The following is a 20647-nucleotide window of genomic DNA, read 5'->3' on the forward strand; positions in this document are numbered from 1 at the left end:
TGTGAACGGGCGGACAAGCCACCGGACTTGAGGGCATTGAGAGGGATCTGATGGGTATCGAGGAGAAGCTGCCGAGCGGCTTTCTGCTCACCAGCGTGGAGGCCGCCGCTGGGTGGGTGCGGAAGGCGTCGCTCTTCCCCGCCACCTTCGGCCTGGCCTGCTGCGCGATCGAGATGATGACGACCGGCGCCGGCCGCTACGACCTGGCCCGGTTCGGCATGGAGGTGTTCCGCGGCTCCCCGCGGCAGGCCGACCTGATGATCGTGGCCGGCCGGGTGAGCCAGAAGATGGCACCGGTGCTGCGGCAGGTCTACGACCAGATGCCGAACCCGAAGTGGGTCATCTCGATGGGCGTCTGCGCCTCCTCCGGGGGCATGTTCAACAACTACGCGATCGTCCAGGGCGTGGACCACATCGTCCCCGTCGACATCTACCTGCCGGGCTGTCCGCCCCGCCCGGAGATGCTGTTGGACGCGATCCTCAAGCTGCACGACAAGATCCAGCACGAGAAGCTCGGCGTGAACCGCCGCCGCGCCGAGGAGCAGGCCGAGCAGATCGCCCTGCAGGCCACGCCGGTCAGCGAGATGCGGGGGCTGCTGCGATGACCGAGCAGAACGGCGTACCCGCCACCCGCAAGGAGATCCCGGTCGAGGTGATCGGCAGCCGCCAGGGCATGTTCGGCGCCCAGGGCACCGGCGACACCTCCGGATTCGGCGGCCTCAACAGCCCGGTCGCCCTCCCGCCCGCGAGCACCCGCCCCTACGGCGGCTGGTTCGACGAGGTCGCCGACGAGTTCGAGGGCGCCCTGGAGGAGCAGGGCCTCGACGTCGCCGCGGTGATCGAGAAGACCGTCGTCGACCGCGACGAACTCACCTTCCACGTCGCCCGCGAGCACCTGCTGAAGGCCGTCCGCACGCTGCGCGACGACCCGGCGCTCCGCTTCGAGCTCTGCCTCGGTGTGAGCGGCGTCCACTACCCGGCCGACAAGGGCCGTGAGCTGCACGCCGTCTACCACCTGCGGTCGATCACCCACACCCGGCTGATCCGGCTGGAGGTCACCGCGCCGGACACCGACCCGCACGTCCCCTCCGTCGTCAGCGTCTACCCGACCAACGACTGGCACGAGCGCGAGACCTACGACTTCTTCGGCCTGGTCTTCGACGGCCACCCCGCCCTCACCCGGATCATGATGCCGGACGACTGGCTGGGCCACCCGCAGCGCAAGGACTACCCGCTCGGCGGCATCCCCGTCGAGTACAAGGGTGCCCAGATCCCGGCGCCCGACCAGCGGAGGTCGTACAGCTGATGACCACTCACCACTACGAAGAGGCCGGTGCCCGCGAGACCACCGAGGGGCGCGTCTTCACCGTCACCGGCGGCGACTGGGGCGAGGTCGTCGACGCCGTCGCCCGTGCCGACGACGAGCGGATCATCGTCAACATGGGCCCGCAGCACCCGTCCACCCACGGCGTGCTCCGGCTCATCCTGGAGATCGACGGCGAGACGGTGAAGGAGGCCCGCTGCGGCATCGGCTACCTCCACACCGGCATCGAGAAGAACATGGAGTTCCGGAACTGGGTCCAGGGCACCACCTTCGTGACCCGCATGGACTACCTGACGCCGCTGTTCAACGAGACCGCCTACTGCCTCGCCGTCGAGAAGCTGCTCGGCATCACCGCCGACGTCCCCGAGCGCGCCACCGTGGTCCGCGTTCTCATGATGGAGCTCAACCGCATCTCCTCGCACCTCGTGGCACTCGCCACCGGCGGCATGGAGATCGGCTCCACCACTCTGATGATCTACGGCTTCCGCGACCGCGAACTCATCCTGGACGTCTTCGAGCTGGTCACCGGCCTGCGGATGAACCACGCCTACGTCCGCCCCGGCGGCCTCGCCCAGGACCTCCCGCCCGGCGCCGTCGACAAGATCCGCGAAGCCGTCCAGCTGTTCCGCTCCCGGATGCACGAGTACGACAAACTCGCCACCACCAACCCGGTCTTCAAGGCCCGCCTGGTCGACGTCGGCCACCTCGACCTGGCCGGCTGTCTCGCCCTCGGCGCCACCGGCCCGATCCTGCGCGCCACCGGCCTGCCGCACGACCTGCGCAAGACCGACCCCTACTGCGGCTACGAGGACTACGACTTCGAGGTCGCCACCGCCGACACCGCCGACTCCTACGGCCGCTTCCTGATCCGGCTGGAGGAGATGAAGCAGTCCCTGCGGATCGTCGAGCAGTGCCTCGACCGGCTGAAGCCCGGCCCGGTCATGGTCGGCGACAAGAAGATCGCCTGGCCCGCCCAACTCGCCGTCGGCCCCGACGGCATGGGCAACTCCCTCGACCACATCCGGAAGATCATGGGCACCTCCATGGAGGCCCTGATCCACCACTTCAAGCTGGTCACCGAGGGCTTCCGGGTGCCCGTCGGCCAGGCCTACACGGCCGTCGAGTCGGCCAAGGGCGAACTCGGGGTGCACGTGGTCAGCGACGGAGGCACCCGGCCCTACCGGGTCCACTTCCGCGACCCCTCGTTCACCAACCTGCAGACGATGGCGGCGATGTGCGAGGGCGGCCAGGTCGCCGACGTCATCGTCGCGGTGGCCGGGATCGACCCGGTGATGGGAGGCGTGGACCGGTGACCAACGTCGAACTCGGGCTGCCGGCACTGCCGGCCAAGCCGTACCCGCAGGACGTCCACGAGCGGCTCGCCGCCGACGCCCGCGAACTGATCGGCCGCTACCCGGTCGCCCGCTCCGCCCTGCTCCCGCTGCTCCACCTGGTGCAGGCCGAGGACGGCTGCGTCACCCCGACCGGCATCCGCTTCTGCGCCGAACAACTCGACCTCACCACCGCAGAGGTCACCGCGGTCGCGACCTTCTACACCATGTACCGCCGCCGGCCCGCCGGCGACTACCACGTCGGCGTCTGCACCAACACCCTGTGCGCCGTCCTCGGCGGCGACCAGATCTTCGACGAGCTCAAGCAGCACCTCGGCATCGAGAACAACCGGACCACCGACGACGGCGCGATCTCCATCGAGCACATCGAGTGCAACGCCGCCTGCGACTACGCCCCCGTGGTGATGGTCAACTGGGAGTTCTTCGACAACCAGACCCCCGAGAGCGCCAAGCAGCTCGTCGACGACCTGCGCGCCGGCCGGGAGGTCCGCCCCACCCGCGGCGCCAAGCTCTGCTCCTTCAAGGAGACCGCGCGCATCCTCGCCGGCTTCCCCGACGAGCGCCCCGGCGCCGTCGACGAGTCCGGCGCCGGCGGCACCCCCTCCCTCGCGGGCCTCAAGCTCGCCAAGGGCGAGGCGCTCCCCGGCACCGCGGGCACCAAGGTGGTCGCCCCCCGGCACGAAGGGACCGAAGCGTGATGACCTCCGCCGAACCGGCCGAGAAGCTCCTGACGCCGGTCCTCTCCGCCAGCTGGGACGACGACCGTCCCTGGACGCTGGAGACCTACCTCCGTCACGACGGCTACGCAGGCCTGCGCAGCGCCCTCGCCATGCCGCCCGACGAGGTCATCGCCCTCGTCAAGGACTCCGGCCTGCGCGGCCGCGGCGGCGCCGGCTTCCCCACCGGCATGAAGTGGCAGTTCATCCCGCAGAACGACGGCAAGCCGCACTACCTCGTCGTCAACGCGGACGAGTCCGAGCCGGGCACCTGCAAGGACATCCCGCTGCTCTTCGCCAACCCGCACTCCCTCATCGAGGGCATGGTGATCGCCTCCTACGCGATCCGCTGCAACCACGCCTTCATCTACCTGCGCGGCGAGGTCGTCCCGGTGCTCCGCCGGCTGCAGGCCGCCGTCGCCGAGGCCTACGAGGCCGGCTACCTCGGCAAGGACATCCTCGGCTCCGGCATCGACCTCGACATCACCGTGCACGCCGGAGCCGGCGCCTACATCTGCGGCGAGGAGACCGCCCTCCTCGACTCCCTGGAGGGCCGCCGCGGCCAGCCCCGGCTCCGCCCGCCGTTCCCCGCGATCGCCGGCCTCTACGCCTGCCCGACCGTGGTGAACAACGTCGAGTCGATCGCCTCCGTGCCGCCGATCCTCAGCCGCGGCAAGGAGTGGTTCAAGGGACTCGGCACCGAGAAGTCCCCCGGCTTCACCCTCTACTCGCTGTCCGGGCACGTCACCAACCCCGGCCAGTACGAGGCCCCGCTCGGCATCACCCTGCGCCAGCTGCTGGAGATCAGCGGCGGCATCCGGGCCGGCCACCGCCTCAAGTTCTGGACCCCGGGCGGCTCCTCCACACCGATGTTCACCGACCAGCACCTCGACGTCCCGCTCGACTACGAGGGCGTCGGCGCCGCCGGCTCCATGCTCGGCACCAAGGCCCTCCAGGTCTTCGACGAGACCACCTGCGTGGTCCGCGCCGTCACCCGCTGGACGGAGTTCTACGCCCACGAGTCCTGCGGCAAGTGCACCCCCTGCCGCGAGGGCACCTACTGGCTCGTCCAGCTGCTCAAGCGGATCGAGGCGGGCCAGGGCGAGAGCGGCGACCTGGAGAAGCTCCTCGACATCGCCGACAACATCAACGGCAAGTCGTTCTGCGCCCTCGGCGACGGCGCCGCCAGCCCGATCGTCTCCTCGCTGCAGTACTTCCGCGAGGAGTACGAGCAGCACCTCACCGAGCGGCGCTGCCCGCTCGACCCCGCCGCCTCCACCGTCTGGGCAGGCCGGCCCCACGCCCACGAGTCCGCCACGGAGAGGGAGGTGCACGCGTGACCGTCACAGACACCACGGCCACCGACCTCGTCACGCTCACCATCGACGGCGTCGAGGTCCAGGTGCCCAAGGGCACCCTGGTCATCCGCGCCGCCGAGCAGATCGGCACCCAGATCCCGCGCTTCTGCGACCACCCGCTGCTGGACCCGGCGGGCGCCTGTCGCCAGTGCATCGTCGAGATCGAGGGCCAGCGCAAGCCCGTCGCCTCCTGCACCATCCCGGTCGCCGAAGGCATGGTCGTGCGCACGCAGCTCAGCTCCCCGGTCGCCGAGAAGGCCCAGCGCGGCGTCATGGAGCTGCTGCTCATCAACCACCCGCTGGACTGCCCGGTCTGCGACAAGGGCGGCGAGTGCCCGCTGCAGAACCAGGCGATGTCCACCGGCGACGCCGACACCCGCTTCGACGGCGTCAAGCGCACCTACCCCAAGCCCGTTCCGATCTCCACCCAGGTCCTGCTCGACCGGGAGCGCTGCGTGCTCTGCGCCCGCTGCACCCGGTTCTCCCAGCAGATCGCCGGAGACCCCTTCATCGACCTCGTCGAACGCGGCGCCCTCCAGCAGGTCGGCACCGGCGAGGGCGACGACTTCCACTCCTACTTCTCCGGCAACACCATCCAGATCTGCCCGGTCGGCGCGCTCACCTCCACCGCCTACCGCTTCCGCTCCCGCCCCTTCGACCTGGTCTCCTCGCCCAGCGTCTGCGAGCACTGCTCCGCCGGCTGCTCGATGCGCACCGACCACCGCCGCGGCAAGGTGCTGCGCCGCCTCGCCGGCGAGGACCCCGAGGTCAACGAGGAGTGGAGCTGCGACAAGGGCCGCTTCGCCTTCCGCTACGCCCAGCAGCGCGACCGCATCGCCACCCCGCTGGTCCGCGGCGCGGACGGCGAACTCGCCCCCTCCTCCTGGCCCGAGGCGCTCGCCCGGGCCGCCGAGGGGCTGCGCGGCGCCCGCACCGGCGTACTCGCCGGCGGCCGGGTCACCGTCGAGGACGCCTACGGCTACGCCAAGTTCGCCCGCCTGGTGCTCGGCACCAACGACGTCGACTTCCGGGCCCGCCCGCACAGCGGCGAGGAGGCGGACTTCCTGGCCGCCGCCGTCGCCGGCCGCGGCACCGACCTGGACGGCGCCGGCGTCACCTACCGGCAGCTGGAGGACGCCCCGGCCGTGCTGCTCGCCGGCCTGGAGGCCGAGGAGGAGTCGCCGATCGTCTTCCTGCGGCTGCGCAAGGCCGTCCGCGACAAGGGCCAGCGGGTCTACGCGATCGCCTCGCACGCCACCCGCGGCCTCACCAAGCTCCGCGGCTCGCTGCTGCCCGCCGCCCCCGGCACCGAGGCCGAGTGGCTGGCCGCCCTGGCCGGCGACGAGGTGCTCGCCGACGACGCCGGCCGGGCCTCCGACGCGCTGCGCTCGCCCGGCGCGGTGATCCTGGTCGGCGAGCGACTGGCCGCCGTCGCCGGCGGCCTCACCGCCGCCCTGCGGCTCGCCCACGCCACCGGCGCCACCCTCGCCTGGATCCCGCGCAGGGCCGGCGAGCGCGGCGCCGTCGAGGCCGGCGCACTGCCCGGCCTGCTGCCCGGCGGCCGCCCGGTCACCGTGCTCGCCGCCCGCGCCGAGGCCGCCGCCGCCTGGGGCGTGCCCGACCTGCCGTCCCGGCTCGGCCGCGACACCGACCAGATCCTCGCCGCCACCGCGGCCGGCGACCTGGACGCGCTCGTGGTCGGCGGCGTCGGCGTCGAGGACCTCGCCGACCCGGCGCTCGCCGAGGAGGCGCTCGCCCGGGCCGCCTTCGTGGTCTCGCTGGAGCTGCGGCCCTCCGCCGTCACCGCGCACGCCGACGTGGTGCTGCCGGTCGCCGCGGTCGCCGAGAAGGCCGGCACCTTCCTCGACTGGGAGGGCAGGGTCCGGCTGTTCGAGCCCGCGCTCAAGGCCGACCAGCTGATGCGGCGCCATCTGCACTCGGACGTGCGGGTGCTGCACATGCTGGCCGACGCCCTCGGCCGGCCGCTCGGCCTGCCGGACGTCACCGCCGCCCGCCGCGAGCTCGACCGCTTCACCCCGTGGCCGGGCGACCGGCCGGCCGCCCCCACCGCGCACCCCGCGCCGCTGCCCCGGCCGGCCACCGGCCAGGCGGTCCTCGCCGGCCACCGGATGCTGCTCGACAACGGCAGCCTCCAGGACGGCGACGAGCACCTCGCCGGCACCCGGCACCCGGTGGTCGCCCGGCTCTCCGCGGGCACCGCCGCCGAGATCGGCGCCGCGGCGGCACTGCGGGTCACCGGCCCGGCCGGCTCGGTCGTCCTGCCGCTGGAGATCACCGAGGGCATGCCGGACCGCACGGTCTGGCTGCCCCTCAACTCCACGCCGGGCGGCGCGCACCGCACGCTCGGCACCACCGTCGGCCACCTGGTCACCATCGCACCGGCACAGGAGGCGTGATGCGAACCCTCGCTGCCCCCCAGATGCTCGCCGCCTACGACACGCTCGGCTTCTTCGGCCGCGACCCCTGGTGGCTGGTGCTGCTCAAGGCGGTCTTCGTCTTCGCCTTCCTCGTCCTCACGGTGCTCATCGCCATCGTGTGGGAGCGCAAGGTCGTCGCCTGGATGCAGCTGCGGATCGGCCCCAACCGGCACGGCCCCTGGGGCATGCTGCAGTCGCTCGCCGACGGCGTGAAGCTGGCCCTCAAGGAGGACCTGGTCGTCACCGGGGCGGACAAGGTGGTCTACATCCTCGCCCCGATCGTCAGCGCGATCCCGGCGTTCATGGCCTTCGCGGTGATCCCCTTCGGCCCGGCCGACGACCAGGTGTCGATCTTCGGCACCCGCACCCCGCTGCAGCTCACCGACCTGCCGATCGCCCTGCTCTACATCCTGGCGACCGCTTCCGTCGGCATCTACGGCATCGTGCTGGCCGGCTGGTCCTCCGGCTCGACCTACCCGCTGCTCGGCGGCATCCGCTCCTCCGCCCAGATGATCAGCTACGAGATCGCGATGGGCCTGTCCTTCGCGGCGGTCTTCATCTACTCGGGCTCGATGTCCACCTCGGAGATCGTCGCCTCCCAGCAGCCGACCTGGTTCGCGGTGCTGCTACCGGTCTCGTTCATCGTCTACATCATCGCGATGGTCGGCGAGACCAACCGGGCGCCGTTCGACCTCCCGGAGGCCGAGGGCGAGCTGGTCGGCGGCTTCAACACCGAGTACTCCTCGCTGAAGTTCGCGATGTTCATGCTCGCCGAGTACGTCAACATGGTGACCGTCTCGGCCGTCGCCTCCACCCTCTTCCTGGGCGGCTGGCGGGCCCCCTGGCCGATCTCGGCCTTCTGGGAGGGCGCCAACCACGGCTGGTGGCCGATGCTCTGGATCATCGTCAAGATCCAGCTGCTGCTCTTCTTCTTCATCTGGCTCCGCGGCACGCTGCCCCGGCTGCGCTACGACCAGTTCATGAAGCTCGGCTGGAAGATCCTCATCCCGGTCTCGCTGGTCTGGCTGGTGATGGTGGCCAGCGTCCGCGCCCTGCGCAACGAGGGCTACGACTTCGCCGAGGTGGTGCTCTACGTCGGCGCGCCGATCGCCGCGGTGCTGCTGCTCGCACTGGTCTGGGACCTGCTGCGGAAGAAGCCCGGCGCGGCCGAGCCCGCCCCGCCCGCCGCCTTCGACCCGTTGGCCGGGGGTTACCCGGTGCCGCCGCTGCCCGGCCAGGAGCTGCCGCCGGTGCCCCGCCGGCGCAGCCGCGCCCCGCAACTCCAGGACGCCCTCAACGGGGCCGACCATTCCGAAGGGAGCTGAGCCGACATGTCATCGGACGACACCCCGGGACACGACACGACGGCCAAGCCGTCGATCCTCGGCCCGGCCGCCGGCTTCGGCGTGACCTTCAAGGCCATGTTCAAGAAGCGGCTCACCGAGCAGTACCCGGAGCAGAAGAAGCCCACCGCTCCGCGCTTCCACGGCCGCCACCAGCTGAACCGGCACCCGGACGGCCTGGAGAAGTGCATCGGCTGCGAGCTGTGCGCCTGGGCCTGCCCGGCCGACGCCATCTACGTCGAGGGCGCCGACAACCGGGACGAGGAGCGCTACTCGCCCGGCGAGCGCTACGGCGCGGTGTACCAGATCAACTACGCCCGCTGCATCCTGTGCGGGCTGTGCATCGAGGCCTGCCCGACCCGGGCGCTCACCATGACCAACGAGTACGAGCTCGCGGACTCCTCCCGGGCCGACCTGATCTTCACCAAGGAGCAGCTGCTGGTCGGCCTCTCCGAGGGGATGGTCGACAGCCCGCACGCCTACTACCCGGGGGCCGACGAACAGGCCTACTACCGGGGCGAGATCACCCAGGCCGCGCCCGGCACCGTGCAGCAGGAGCGGCACCAGCACGACAAGGAGGTGCAGCCATGACCTCCACCGGAGAGGCCGTCCAGTTCTGGGTTCTCGCGGTGATCGCGGTCGGCGGTGCGCTCGGCATGCTGCTGATGCGCAAGGCGGTGCACAGCGCGCTCTGCCTGGCGGCGACGATGCTGTCGCTGGCGGTCTGCTACATGGCCCAGGGGGCGGTGTTCCTGGGCGTGGTGCAGATCGTCGTCTACACCGGCGCGATCATGATGCTCTTCCTGTTCGTGGTGATGCTGGTCGGCGTCACCAGCGCGGACTCGCTGAAGGAGCAGCTGAAGGGCCAGCGGTTCGCCGCGGTGCTCTGCGGGCTCGGCTTCGGCGTGCTGCTGATCGCAGGCCTCGCCAACGCGAAGCTGCGCGACTTCACCGGCCTGTCCGAGGCCAACGCCGAGGGCAATGTGCAGGGCCTGGCCCGGCTGATCTTCACCAAGTACGTGTGGGCCTTCGAGGTGACCGGCGCGCTGCTGATCACCGCGGCGATCGGCGCCATGGTGCTGACCCACCGCGAGTACGTGCGGAAGCCGAGGACCCAGCGCGAGCTGGCCGCCCAGCGCGTCCAGGACAACCTGCAGGTGCCGCCGCTGCCCGCTCCCGGCGTGTACGCCCGGCACAACGCGGTCGACGTCCCGGGCCTGCTTCCGGACGGCACCGTCGCCGAGGACTCGGTGATGGGCACCCTGCGCGAGCGCGGCCAGGTCCGCGACGTCAGCCAGGAGATGCTGCAGCGGATGGCGGAGCTGGAGGAGTCCACCGCCGAGTGGCTGGGCCGCGAGTCCTCCGCCCGCCCGGTCGCCCCGGGCCGGCGTCCCGCGCTGGAGACGGTGCCGACGAAGGAGACGAAGAAGGAGGACGAGGCGTGAACCCCGTCAACTACCTCTATCTCTCCGCCCTGTTGTTCACCATCGGCGCGTCCGGTGTGTTGATCCGGCGGAACGCGATCGTGCTGTTCATGTGCGTCGAGCTGATGCTCAACGCCTCGAACCTGGCCCTGGTCACCTTCTCCCGGATGCACGGCAACCTGGACGGCCAGATCATCGCGTTCTTCACCATGGTGGTCGCGGCGGCCGAGGTCGTGGTCGGCCTCGCCATCATCGTGAGCATCTTCCGGACCAGGCACACCGCCTCGGTCGACGACAGCAACCTGATGAAGCTGTAAGGCGGAGGGCCCACGGTGAACTCACTCATTCCGCTGCTGGTCGGGGTACCGCTGGCCGGCGCCGCCCTGCTGCTGCTCGGCGGGCGCGCGCTCGACCGGTTCGGCCACTGGCTCGGCACCCTGGCCGCCGCCGCCTCCTTCGGCCTCGGCCTGGTCCTCTTCTCCCAGATGCTCGGCCGGCCCACGGAGGAACGGCCGGTCCGCGAATTCCTGTACAGCTGGATCCCGGTGAACGGCTTCCAGGCCGATGTCGCCTTCCAGCTGGACCAGTTGTCCATGACCTTCGTCCTGCTGATCACCGGTGTCGGCACACTGATCCACGTGTACTCGGTGGGCTACATGGCCCACGACGAGCGCCGCCGCCGCTTCTTCGGCTACCTCAACCTGTTCCTGGCGGCCATGCTGCTGCTGGTGCTGGCCGACAACTACCTGCTGCTGTACGTCGGCTGGGAGGGCGTGGGCCTCGCCTCGTACCTGCTGATCGGCTTCTGGCAGCACAAGCCGAGCGCCGCGACGGCCGCCAAGAAGGCGTTCATCGTCAACCGGGTCGGCGACCTGGGCCTGTCGATCGCGATCATGCTGATGTTCGTGGAGTTCGGCTCCTTCGCCTTCGGCCCGGTCTTCGGGGCGGCGGACGACGCGAGCGAGGGCAAGCTGACGGCGATCGCGCTGATGCTGCTGCTGGCCGCCTGCGGCAAGTCCGCCCAGGTGCCGCTGCAGTCCTGGCTCGGGGACGCGATGGAGGGCCCGACCCCGGTCTCCGCGCTCATCCACGCGGCGACCATGGTGACCGCCGGCGTCTACCTGATCACCCGCTCCTCGGCGATCTTCGACCTGGCGCCGGACGCACAGACCGCGGTGGTCGTGGTCGGTACCGTCACCCTGCTCTTCGGTGCGATCGTCGGTTGCGCCAAGGACGACATCAAGAAGGCGCTGGCCGGCTCGACCATGTCGCAGATCGGCTACATGGTGCTGGCGGCCGGCCTCGGCCCGATCGGCTACGTCTTCGCGATCATGCACCTGGTGACCCACGGCTTCTTCAAGGCCGGGCTCTTCCTCGGCGCCGGATCGGTCATGCACGGCATGAACGACGAGGTGAACATGCGGCACTACGGCGGCCTGCGCAAGTACATGCCGGTCACCTTCGCCACCTTCGGCCTCGGCTACCTGGCGATCATCGGCTTCCCCGGCCTGTCCGGCTTCTTCTCCAAGGACAAGATCATCGAGGCGGCGTTCTCCAAGGGCGGCGCCGAGGGCTGGATCCTCGGCCTGTGCGCCCTGATCGGCGCGGCCGTCACCGCGTTCTACATGACCCGCGTGATGATGCTGACCTTCTTCGGCGAGAAGCGCTGGCAGCCGGACCCGGAGACGGGCGAGGAGCCGCACCCGCACGAGTCCCCGAAGGTCATGACGCTGCCGATGGTGGTCCTCGCGGTCGGCTCGGTCTTCGCCGGCGCGCTGTTCACGTACGGCGACGCCTTCCTGAAGTGGCTGGAGCCGGTCACCGGCTTCGAGGAGGGCCACCCGCCGATCCCGGCGGCCGCGGTCACCGCGCTCACCACCGTCTGCATGCTGGCCGGTGTCGCCCTGGCCTACGCGATGTACGGCCGCACCCGCGTCCCGGTCACCCCGCCGGTGGGCTCCGCGCTCACCCGGGCCGCCCGCCGCGACCTGCTCCAGGACGACTTCAACCACGCCGTCCTGGTCCGCCCCGGCTCGGCGCTCGCCGCGACCCTGGTCTGGTTCGACAGCCGCGGCCTCGACGGCTTCGTCAACGGCCTCGCCGCCACCATCGGCGGCGTCTCCGGACGCATGCGCAGGATGCAGACGGGCTTCGTCCGCACGTACGCGCTCTCCATGTTCGGCGGCACGCTCGTGCTGGTCGCCACCACCCTGCTCATGAGGTCGGTCTGATGGAAGGTCACACCATGACAGCTGAGGCTCTGCGGGGAGGCCGGCCATGAGCTACCTGCTGACCGCGACCTGCGCCGTGCCCGCCGCCGGAGCGGTGGTCACCGCCGCACTGCCGGCGGGCAACAGCGAGGCCCGCCGGCGTACCACCAAGGCCGTGGCACTGGCCGTCTCCGCGGCCACCCTGGCGCTGACCGCCGTCGTCGCCACCCGGTTCGATCCGGGCGGCCCGCGCTACCAGCTGACCGAGTCCCACAGCTGGATCCGCTCCTTCGGCATCAGCTTCTCGCTCGGCGTGGACGGCATCGGCGCCGTGCTGGCGCTGCTCACCGCGGTGCTGGTGCCGCTGGTGCTGCTCGCCTCCTGGCACGACGCGGACCAGGCCCCCGCCCCCGAGGGCACCTTCGAGGCCAAGCGCCGCACCCAGGGCTTCTTCGCCCTGATCCTCGCGGTCGAGGCGATGGTGCTGGTGTCCTTCCTGGCCACCGACGTCTTCGTGTTCTACGTGTTCTTCGAAGCCATGCTGATCCCGATGTACTTCCTGATCGGCGGCTTCGGCGACCGGGCGGGCGGCCCGGACGCGGGCCGGCAGCGGTCCTACGCCGCGGTGAAGTTCCTGCTGTACAACCTGCTCGGCGGCCTGGTCATGCTGGCCGCGGTGATCGGGCTGTACGTCATCGCCGCCGACCAGGACCTCGCCACCTTCGACCTGCCGACGCTCACCTCCGCGATCGCCGACGGCAAGCTGGTGATCGACCCGGCTGCCGAGAAGGTGCTCTTCCTCGGCTTCTTCTTCGCCTTCGCAGTGAAGGCCCCGCTCTGGCCGCTGCACACCTGGCTGCCGAACGCGATGGGCGAGTCCACCGCCGGAACGGCCGTCCTCATCACCGCGGTCGTCGACAAGGTCGGCACCTTCGCGATGCTGCGGTACTGCCTCGGCCTCTTCCCGGACGCCTCCAAGACCTTCGCCCCGGCGATCCTGGTGCTCGCGCTGATCGGCATCGTCTACGGCGCCCTGGTGGCGATCGGCCAGAAGGACATCAAGCGGCTGGTCGCCTACGCCTCCATCTCGCACTTCGGCTTCATCATCATGGGCATCTTCGCGCTGACCAGCCAGGGCCAGAGCGGCGCCACCCTCTACATGGTCAACCACGGCATCTCCACCGCCGCGTGGATGCTCGTCGCGGGCTTCCTGATCTCCCGTCGCGGCTCCCGGCTGATCGCCGACTACGGCGGCGTGCAGAAGGTCGCCCCGGTGCTCGCCGGCACCTTCCTGATCGGCGGTCTGGCCACCCTGTCGCTGCCCGGCCTGGCGCCGTTCGTCAGCGAGTTCCTGGTGCTGGTCGGCACATTCAGCCGGTACCCGGCGATCGGCATCGCCGCCACCTTCGGCATCGTGCTGGCCGCGCTGTACGCCCTGCTGCTGTACCAGCGCACCATGACCGGCCCGGTGAAGCCGCGGATGGAGGGCATGGAGGACCTCAAGGTCCGCGAACTCGCCGTGGTGGCACCGCTGGTGGCGCTCACCCTGCTGCTCGGCGTGTACCCGAAGCCGCTCACCGACATGGTGAACCCGGCCGTCGACGCCACGCTCTCCCAGGTCCACTCGACCGACCCGGCACCGGCCCACCCGGTCGCCGCCACCAACGGAGGTGAGCACGAATGAGCCCCACCCAGTGGCTCGCCGCCGCGGGCGGCAACAGCGCGAGCATCCCCGCCCCGCACATCGAGTACGGCCAGCTCTCCCCGATGCTGATCGTCTTCGGTGCCGCGGTCGTGGGCATCCTCGCCGAGGCCTTCCTGCCGCGCCGGGCCCGCTACGGCGCCCAGATCGGGATCTCCCTGCTCGGTCTCGGCGGCGCCTTCACCGCGGTCGTCGTGCTCGCCGCGCAGGGCTACGCCACCACCGACGCCGGCCTGCTCGCCATGGGCTCGGTCGCCATCGACGGCCCGGCGCTCTTCCTGCAGGGCGTCATCCTGCTCACCGCGGTCCTCGCCGTCCTCACCTACGCGGAGCGCCGGCTGGAGCCGCGCCTGAACGGGCACGGCGTCGACTCCTTCACCGCCCAGGGCGCGTCCGTCCCCGGCGGCGACCAGGAGCGCGAGGCCACCCGGGCCGGCTTCACCACCACCGAGGTCTTCCCGCTCACCCTGTTCGCCGTCGGCGGCATGCTGCTCTTCCCCGCCGCCAACGACCTGCTGACCATGTTCGTGGCGCTGGAGGTGCTCTCCCTCCCGCTCTACCTGCTGTGCGGGCTCGCCCGGCGGCGCCGGCTGCTCTCCCAGGAGGCGGCGCTCAAGTACTTCCTGCTCGGCGCCTTCGCCTCGGCGTTCTTCCTGTTCGGCACCGCGCTGCTGTACGGCTACGCGGGCAGCGTCCAGCTCGGCGACATCGCCGACGTGGTCTCCGGGGTCGCCCCGGTCACCCCGGCGCTCGCCGTCACCACCCAGAACGACGCGCTGCTGCTGATCGGCCTGGCCATGCTCGCCGTCGGCCTGCTCTTCAAGGTCGGCGCCGTGCCGTTCCACGCCTGGACCCCGGACGTCTACCAGGGCGCGCCGACCCCGGTCACCGGCTTCATGGCCGCGGCGACCAAGACCGCCGCGTTCGGCGCCTTCCTCCGCCTCTTCTACGTGGCCTTCCCCGGCCTGAAGTGGGACTGGCGGCCCGTCATGTGGGGTGTGGCGATCCTCACCATGGTGGTCGGCGCGATCCTCGCCGTCACCCAGCAGGACGTGAAACGACTGCTCGCCTACTCCTCGATCGCCCACGCCGGCTTCATCCTCACCGGCGTGATCGCCACCAACCGGCAGGGCCTGAGCGCCGTCCTCTTCTACCTGCTCGCCTACTCCTTCGTGACCCTCGGCGCGTTCGCCGTGGTCACCCTGGTGCGCGACTCCAAGGGCGAGGCCACCCACCTCTCCAACTGGGCCGGCCTCGGCCGGCGCTCGCCCCTGCTGGCGGCGGTCTTCGCGCTGTTCCTGCTGGCCTTCGCCGGCATCCCGCTGACCAGCGGCTTCACCGGGAAGTTCGCGGTCTTCCAGGCCGCGGCGGCCGGCGGCGCGACCCCGCTGGTGATCGTCGGTGTGCTCAGCTCGGCCGTCGCGGCGTTCTTCTACATCCGCGTCATCGTGCTGATGTTCTTCTCCGACCCGCAGCCGCATGGCCCCTCGGTGGCCGTGCCCAGCCCGCTCACCGCCACCGCCATCGGCGTCGGCGTGCTGGTCACGCTGGGCCTCGGCCTGCTGCCGCAGTACTTCCTCGACCTGGCGTCGAAGGCCTCGCTCTTCGTCCGCTAGGCCGCACGGGCCCGCTGCCCGGCCCCCGCCGACCGGTGGGGGCCGGGTGCTTTCCGGCCCCCGGGCGGGTGCCGCACCGCGCCGACGCGCTGGTTGGGGACATGCCCGTGCAGTGATCCACTCGTGACCGGATACGCTGCCTAGTGCGTGCAGCAGTACGCATCGAGGCGGCGACCGGGGGGACCAGGCCGCTGGGAACGACCAGGGACAGGAGTGGTCTTCGTGACCGTCGTGGGGCCCTTCGGGCTGAGCGTGCAGGACCGCGATCTGACCCGTGACGTCCAGACGGGGATGGACGCGGTCGAAACCGCGCTCGTCGAGGCGGTGAAGAGCGAGGTTCCGTTCATCACCGTCACCGCCAGCCACCTCATCGAGGCCGGCGGCAAGCGGTTCCGCCCGCTGCTGGTCATGCTCGCCGCCCAGTTCGGCGACCCGTACGCGCCCGGCGTGGTGCCGGCCGCCGTCGTCGTCGAGCTCACCCACCTCGCCACGCTGTACCACGACGACGTCATGGACGAGGCCCCGGTGCGGCGCGGCGCCCAGAGCGCGAACTCCCGCTGGGACAACTCGGTCGCCATCCTCACCGGCGACTTCCTCTTCTCCCGCGCCTCGCAGGTCCTCGCCGACCTCGGCCCGGAGGCCGTCCGGATCCAGGCCGACGCCTTCGAGCGCCTGGTCACCGGCCAGATCCTGGAGACCGCAGGGCCCCGTCCGGCCGACGACCCGCTCCAGCACTACCTGGACGTCATCTCCGGCAAGACCGGCTCGCTGGTCGCCGTCTCCTGCCGCTTCGGCGCCCTGATGGCCGGCGCCGAGCCGTGGGTGGTCGACATCCTCACCCAGTACGGCGAGCGCATGGGCACCGCCTTCCAGCTCGCCGACGACGTCCTCGACGTCGCCAGCGACGGCCACGAGTCCGGCAAGACCCCCGGCACCGACCTGCGCGAGGGCGTCCCCACCCTGCCCGTGCTGCTGCTCCGGCAGACCCCGGTGGACCAGGACGACCCCGCCGACCTGCGGCTGCGCGAGCTGCTGGAGGGCGACCTCGCCGAGGACGACGAGCTGCACGCCGAGGCGCTGCGCCTGCTGCGCCGCCACCCGGCGCTGGAGCGGGCCCGCCGGGAGACCCTGCGGTACGCCGAGGAGGCCCGCGCCCTGCTCGCCCCGCTGCCGGAGTGCCCGGCCAAGGCGGCCCTGCAGGGCCTCTGCGACGCGGTCGCGATCCGTACCATGTGACTTTGGGGTGAGACCGGGCCTGTCACGGGGGCGGCCCGCCGTCGAAGGGGGCTCGTCAATGCTGCGCGTCGTGATCGCCGAGGACTCCGTCCTCCTGCGGGAGGGCCTCACCAGGCTGCTGATCGATCGGGGCCTGGAGGTGGTTGCCGGGGTCGGCGACGGCGAGGCGCTGCTGAAGACCGTCCACGAGCTGGCCGAGGCCGGCGAGCTGCCGGACGTGGTGGTCGCCGACGTCCGGATGCCGCCCAGCCACACCGACGAGGGCGTGCGCGCCTGCGTCGCCCTGCGCGGCCGGTACCCGGGGCTCGGCGTGCTGGTGTTCTCGCAGTTCGTGGAGGAGCGGTACGCCGGCGAGCTGCTGGCCGGCTCCACCCGGGGCGTGGGCTACCTGCTGAAGGACCGGGTCGCCGACGTCCGCGAGTTCGTGGACGCGGTCGTCCGGGTGGCCGGCGGGGGCACCGCGCTCGATCCGGAGGTGGTCCAGCAGCTGCTCAGCCGCAGCCGCCGCGGAGACGTCCTGGCGGGTCTCACACCGCGCGAGCGCGAGGTGCTCGGGCTGATGGCCGAGGGCCGCACCAACGCGGCGATCGCCCGGCAGCTGGTGGTCTCGGACGGCGCGGTGGAGAAGCACGTCAGCAACATCTTCCTCAAGCTCGGCCTCGGCCAGAGCCCCGAGGACCACCGCCGGGTGCTGGCGGTGCTCACCTACCTGAACTCCTGACCGTATCGGCCCACCCTGCGGTCGCCGTCCGATCGGAGTTGGCGCATCGAGCGACTCCACGTGCCCGAGTTCCGGTCGAGTGATCCCCGTCCGCCTTAGGATGCGAGTGGTGCACCAGGCGGACGGGGCACACGGCTCACGCCCGCGGCTGGCGCCCACGAGGAGGTCCGCGGCAGTGACCAGTCAGGTCGATCAGTCAGAGGCAGTGGACGGCTCGGACGGGAGCGAGGGCCGGGCCGGCTCGGCGCCTCCGTCGGCCAGGCAGGGGCGTCCGGTCAAGCCCACCCGCACGCTCGACCGGGTGATCATCCGCTTCGCCGGGGACTCCGGCGACGGCATGCAGCTCACCGGGGACCGCTTCACCTCGGAGACGGCGTCCTTCGGCAACGACCTCTCCACCCTGCCGAACTTCCCGGCCGAGATCCGGGCACCCGCCGGCACCCTGCCGGGCGTGTCCAGCTTCCAGCTGCACTTCGCCGACCACGACATCCTGACCCCGGGCGACGCCCCCAACGTGCTGGTGGCGATGAACCCGGCCGCGCTGAAGGCCAACCTGCCGGACGTGCCGCACGGCGCCGAGATCATCGTCAACACCGACGAGTTCACCAAGCGGGCCCTGGCGAAGGTCGGCTACGCCGCCGACCCGCTGGGCGACGGCTCGCTGGACGCCTTCCGACTGCACAAGGTGCCGCTGACCAGCCTGACGCTGGAGGCGCTCAAGGAGAGCGGCCTGGCCCGCAAGGACGCCGAACGCGCCAAGAACATGTTCGCGCTCGGCCTGCTCTCCTGGATGTACCACCGGCCGACCGGCGGCACCGAGACCTTCCTGCGGCAGAAGTTCGCGAAGCGGCCCGACATCGCCGAGGCCAACATCCTGGCCTTCCGGGCCGGCTGGAACTTCGGCGAGACCACCGAGGACTTCGCGGTCTCCTACGAGATCGCCCCGGCCGCGCTGCCGTCGGGCACCTACCGCAACATCTCCGGCAACCTGGCGCTCTCCTACGGCCTGATCGCCGCCTCCACGCGCTCCGGGCTACCGCTCTTCCTCGGCTCGTACCCGATCACCCCGGCCTCCGACATCCTGCACGAGCTGTCGAAGCACAAGAACTTCGGCGTGCGCACCTTCCAGGCCGAGGACGAGATCGCCGGCATCGGCGCCGCCCTCGGCGCGGCCTTCGGCGGCGCGCTCGGCGTCACCACCACCTCCGGCCCCGGCGTCGCCCTCAAGTCGGAGACCATCGGCCTCGCCGTCTCGCTCGAACTGCCGCTGCTGGTCGTGGACATCCAGCGCGGCGGCCCGTCCACCGGCCTGCCCACCAAGACCGAGCAGGCCGACCTGCTGCAGGCCATGTTCGGCCGCAACGGCGAGGCCCCGGTGCCGGTCGTCGCGCCTGCCACCCCCGCCGAGTGCTTCACCGCCGCCCTGGAGGCGGCGCGGATCGCGCTGACCTACCGCACCCCGGTCTTCCTGCTCTCCGACGGCTACCTCGCCAACGGCTCCGAACCGTGGCGCATCCCCGCCGTCGACGAACTGCCCGACCTGACCGTCGACTTCGCCACCGAGCCGAACCACGAGCTGCCCGACGGCAGCCGCGCCTTCTGGCCGTACAAGCGCGACCCGCAGACGCTGGCCCGCCCCTGGGCGGTGCCCGGCACCCCCGGCCTGGAGCACCGGATCGGCGGCATCGAGAAGCAGGACGGCACCGGCAACATCTCCTACGACCCGGCCAACCACGACTTCATGGTCCGCACCCGGCAGGCCAAGATCGACGGCATCGAGGTCCCGCCGCTGGAGGTCGACGACCCTCAGGGCGATGCCCGCGTCCTGGTGCTGGGCTGGGGCTCCACCTACGGGCCGATCACCGCCGCCGTGCGCCGGGTCCGCGCCGACGGCGGCCGCGTCGCCCAGGCCCACCTGCGCCACCTCAACCCCTTCCCGGCCAACCTCGGCCAGGTGCTGCGCGGTTACGAGAAGGTCATCGTCCCCGAGATGAACCTCGGCCAGCTCGCCCTGCTGCTGCGGGCCAAGTACCTCGTGGACGCCCAGTCCTACAACCAGGTCCGCGGACTTCCTTTCAAGGCCGCCCAGTTGGCCGATGTGCTGCACGCGGCGATCGGCACCCTCGACGCGGAGGACCAGCGATGACCGAATTCCGCTCGCTCTCCCTGGTGCCCAAGGCCGAGGGCCCGCAGAGCGCCAAGGACTTCAAGACCGACCAGGAGGTCCGCTGGTGCCCCGGCTGTGGCGACTACGCGATCCTCGCCGCCGTCCAGGCCTTCATGCCGGAGCTCGGCATCCGCCGGGAGAACACCGTCTTCGTCTCCGGCATCGGCTGCTCCTCCCGCTTCCCGTACTACATGAACACCTACGGGATGCACTCCATCCACGGCCGTGCCCCGGCGATCGCGACCGGCCTCGCCAGCTCCCGCCGCGACCTCAGCGTCTGGGTGGTCACCGGCGACGGCGACGCGCTCTCGATCGGCGGCAACCACCTGATCCACGCCCTGCGGCGCAACGTCGACCTGAAGATCCTGCTGTTCAACAACCGGATCTACGGCCTCACCAAGGGCCAGTACTCGCCCACCAGCGAGGTCGGAAAGATCACCAAGTCCACCCCGATGGGCTCCCTGGACGCGCCGTTCAACCCGCTCTCGCTGGCGCTCGGCGCCGAGGCCACCTTCGTCGCCCGCACCATCGACTCCGACCGGCAGCACCTGCAGTCCGTGCTGCGGGCCGCCGCCGAGCACCAGGGCACCGCGCTGGTGGAGATCTACCAGAACTGCAACATCTTCAACGACGGCGCCTTCGAGGTCCTCAAGGAGCCCGGCACCCGCGACGAGGCGCTGATCCGCCTCGAACACGGTCGTCCGATGCTCTTCGGGGCCGACCAGGGCGTCTTCCGCGGCCCGGACGGCGAGCTCCACGTCGACACCGTCACACCGGCCAACGAGGCCGGGGTGCTCGTCCACGATGCGCACGCTGCCGGCCCCGCCACCGCCTTCGCGCTGACCCGGCTCGCCGACGCCGACACCCTGCACCACACCCCGATCGGGGTGCTCCGCTCGGTCGAGCGGCCGGTCTACGACGACCTGATGGCCGAGCAGCTGGAGCGGGCCACCGCCGACCGCGGCCGCGGCGACCTCGGCGCCCTGCTCACCGGCCAGGACACCTGGACGGTGGTCTGACCGCTCCCGCGCGGGCCCCGG

At 71.3% G+C, this 20647-nt stretch carries 17 protein-coding genes; all 17 read left to right on the forward strand.

Features of this window, described 5'->3' with window-relative positions:
- Nucleotides 1–50: 50 nt before the first annotated feature.
- The 17 genes from AB0P35_RS08285 (at nucleotide 51) to AB0P35_RS08365 (ending at nucleotide 20626) form a co-directional block, all read left to right on the forward strand.
- Nucleotides 51–605: an NADH-quinone oxidoreductase subunit B gene (locus tag AB0P35_RS08285; protein ID WP_095873517.1), complete on the forward strand. Its 555-nt coding sequence runs from the start codon at nucleotides 51–53 to the stop codon at nucleotides 603–605.
- Nucleotides 602–1306, forward strand: a complete 705-nt coding sequence (locus AB0P35_RS08290) for an NADH-quinone oxidoreductase subunit C (RefSeq protein WP_095873516.1) — start codon at nucleotides 602–604, stop codon at nucleotides 1304–1306. The genes AB0P35_RS08285 and AB0P35_RS08290 overlap by 4 nt, the downstream gene beginning before the upstream one ends.
- On the forward strand, nucleotides 1306–2637 hold the full coding sequence (locus AB0P35_RS08295) for an NADH-quinone oxidoreductase subunit D (protein WP_363508044.1): 1332 nt from the start codon (nucleotides 1306–1308) through the stop codon (nucleotides 2635–2637). Before AB0P35_RS08290 ends, AB0P35_RS08295 begins: the two co-directional genes overlap by 1 nt.
- A complete protein-coding gene (gene nuoE, locus AB0P35_RS08300) occupies nucleotides 2634–3374 on the forward strand; it encodes an NADH-quinone oxidoreductase subunit NuoE (RefSeq protein WP_257019086.1) in 741 nt (246 codons plus the stop codon). Before AB0P35_RS08295 ends, nuoE begins: the two co-directional genes overlap by 4 nt.
- Nucleotides 3374–4732: an NADH-quinone oxidoreductase subunit NuoF gene (gene nuoF, locus AB0P35_RS08305; protein ID WP_363508048.1), complete on the forward strand. Its 1359-nt coding sequence runs from the start codon at nucleotides 3374–3376 to the stop codon at nucleotides 4730–4732. Before nuoE ends, nuoF begins: the two co-directional genes overlap by 1 nt.
- A complete protein-coding gene (locus AB0P35_RS08310; protein ID WP_363508051.1) occupies nucleotides 4729–7167 on the forward strand; it encodes an NADH-quinone oxidoreductase subunit G in 2439 nt (812 codons plus the stop codon). The genes nuoF and AB0P35_RS08310 overlap by 4 nt, the downstream gene beginning before the upstream one ends.
- Nucleotides 7167–8513, forward strand: coding sequence for an NADH-quinone oxidoreductase subunit NuoH (gene nuoH / locus AB0P35_RS08315; RefSeq protein WP_363508054.1), 1347 nt, complete (start codon nucleotides 7167–7169; stop codon nucleotides 8511–8513). Before AB0P35_RS08310 ends, nuoH begins: the two co-directional genes overlap by 1 nt.
- 6 nt (nucleotides 8514–8519) lie before the next feature.
- Nucleotides 8520–9122: an NADH-quinone oxidoreductase subunit NuoI gene (gene nuoI, locus AB0P35_RS08320; RefSeq protein ID WP_095873512.1), complete on the forward strand. Its 603-nt coding sequence runs from the start codon at nucleotides 8520–8522 to the stop codon at nucleotides 9120–9122.
- Nucleotides 9119–9976, forward strand: a complete 858-nt coding sequence (locus AB0P35_RS08325) for an NADH-quinone oxidoreductase subunit J (protein ID WP_363508057.1) — start codon at nucleotides 9119–9121, stop codon at nucleotides 9974–9976. Before nuoI ends, AB0P35_RS08325 begins: the two co-directional genes overlap by 4 nt.
- A complete protein-coding gene (gene nuoK, locus AB0P35_RS08330; RefSeq protein ID WP_030268988.1) occupies nucleotides 9973–10272 on the forward strand; it encodes an NADH-quinone oxidoreductase subunit NuoK in 300 nt (99 codons plus the stop codon). The genes AB0P35_RS08325 and nuoK overlap by 4 nt, the downstream gene beginning before the upstream one ends.
- A gap of 15 nt (nucleotides 10273–10287) precedes the next feature.
- The gene (nuoL, locus tag AB0P35_RS08335; protein ID WP_363508060.1) at nucleotides 10288–12186 is read left to right on the forward strand and encodes an NADH-quinone oxidoreductase subunit L; all 1899 of its coding nucleotides are present in this window, start codon (nucleotides 10288–10290) and stop codon (nucleotides 12184–12186) included.
- A 46-nt stretch (nucleotides 12187–12232) separates the two neighbouring features.
- Nucleotides 12233–13849, forward strand: a complete 1617-nt coding sequence (locus AB0P35_RS08340; protein ID WP_363508063.1) for an NADH-quinone oxidoreductase subunit M — start codon at nucleotides 12233–12235, stop codon at nucleotides 13847–13849.
- A complete protein-coding gene (nuoN, locus tag AB0P35_RS08345; RefSeq protein ID WP_363508066.1) occupies nucleotides 13846–15483 on the forward strand; it encodes an NADH-quinone oxidoreductase subunit NuoN in 1638 nt (545 codons plus the stop codon). Before AB0P35_RS08340 ends, nuoN begins: the two co-directional genes overlap by 4 nt.
- 222 nt (nucleotides 15484–15705) lie before the next feature.
- Complete coding sequence (locus AB0P35_RS08350; protein WP_095873507.1) at nucleotides 15706–16719, forward strand: polyprenyl synthetase family protein; 1014 nt, start codon at nucleotides 15706–15708, stop codon at nucleotides 16717–16719.
- 61 nt (nucleotides 16720–16780) lie between these two features.
- On the forward strand, nucleotides 16781–17440 hold the full coding sequence (locus AB0P35_RS08355) for a response regulator transcription factor (RefSeq protein ID WP_306454428.1): 660 nt from the start codon (nucleotides 16781–16783) through the stop codon (nucleotides 17438–17440).
- 175 nt (nucleotides 17441–17615) lie between these two features.
- Complete coding sequence (locus tag AB0P35_RS08360) at nucleotides 17616–19586, forward strand: 2-oxoacid:acceptor oxidoreductase subunit alpha (protein ID WP_363508069.1); 1971 nt, start codon at nucleotides 17616–17618, stop codon at nucleotides 19584–19586.
- Nucleotides 19583–20626 carry a 2-oxoacid:ferredoxin oxidoreductase subunit beta gene (locus tag AB0P35_RS08365; RefSeq protein WP_363508072.1) on the forward strand — a complete coding sequence of 348 codons (1044 nt, stop codon included), beginning with the start codon at nucleotides 19583–19585 and terminating at the stop codon, nucleotides 20624–20626. Before AB0P35_RS08360 ends, AB0P35_RS08365 begins: the two co-directional genes overlap by 4 nt.
- Nucleotides 20627–20647: the final 21 nt, after the last annotated feature.

Origin of the sequence: Kitasatospora sp. NPDC085879, assembly GCF_040686255.1 — a bacterium.
Classification (GTDB): Bacteria; Actinomycetota; Actinomycetes; order Streptomycetales; family Streptomycetaceae; genus Kitasatospora.

Coding starts and splice junctions, on each gene's coding strand:
- AB0P35_RS08285 (WP_095873517.1), top strand. CDS start 51: ATGGGTATCGAGGAGAAGCTGCCGAGCGGCTTTCTGCTCACCAGCGTG.
- AB0P35_RS08290 (WP_095873516.1), top strand. CDS start 602: ATGACCGAGCAGAACGGCGTACCCGCCACCCGCAAGGAGATCCCGGTC.
- AB0P35_RS08295 (WP_363508044.1), top strand. CDS start 1,306: ATGACCACTCACCACTACGAAGAGGCCGGTGCCCGCGAGACCACCGAG.
- nuoF (WP_363508048.1), top strand. CDS start 3,374: ATGACCTCCGCCGAACCGGCCGAGAAGCTCCTGACGCCGGTCCTCTCC.
- nuoH (WP_363508054.1), top strand. CDS start 7,167: ATGCGAACCCTCGCTGCCCCCCAGATGCTCGCCGCCTACGACACGCTC.
- nuoI (WP_095873512.1), top strand. CDS start 8,520: ATGTCATCGGACGACACCCCGGGACACGACACGACGGCCAAGCCGTCG.
- AB0P35_RS08325 (WP_363508057.1), top strand. CDS start 9,119: ATGACCTCCACCGGAGAGGCCGTCCAGTTCTGGGTTCTCGCGGTGATC.
- AB0P35_RS08340 (WP_363508063.1), top strand. CDS start 12,233: ATGAGCTACCTGCTGACCGCGACCTGCGCCGTGCCCGCCGCCGGAGCG.
- nuoN (WP_363508066.1), top strand. CDS start 13,846: ATGAGCCCCACCCAGTGGCTCGCCGCCGCGGGCGGCAACAGCGCGAGC.
- AB0P35_RS08365 (WP_363508072.1), top strand. CDS start 19,583: ATGACCGAATTCCGCTCGCTCTCCCTGGTGCCCAAGGCCGAGGGCCCG.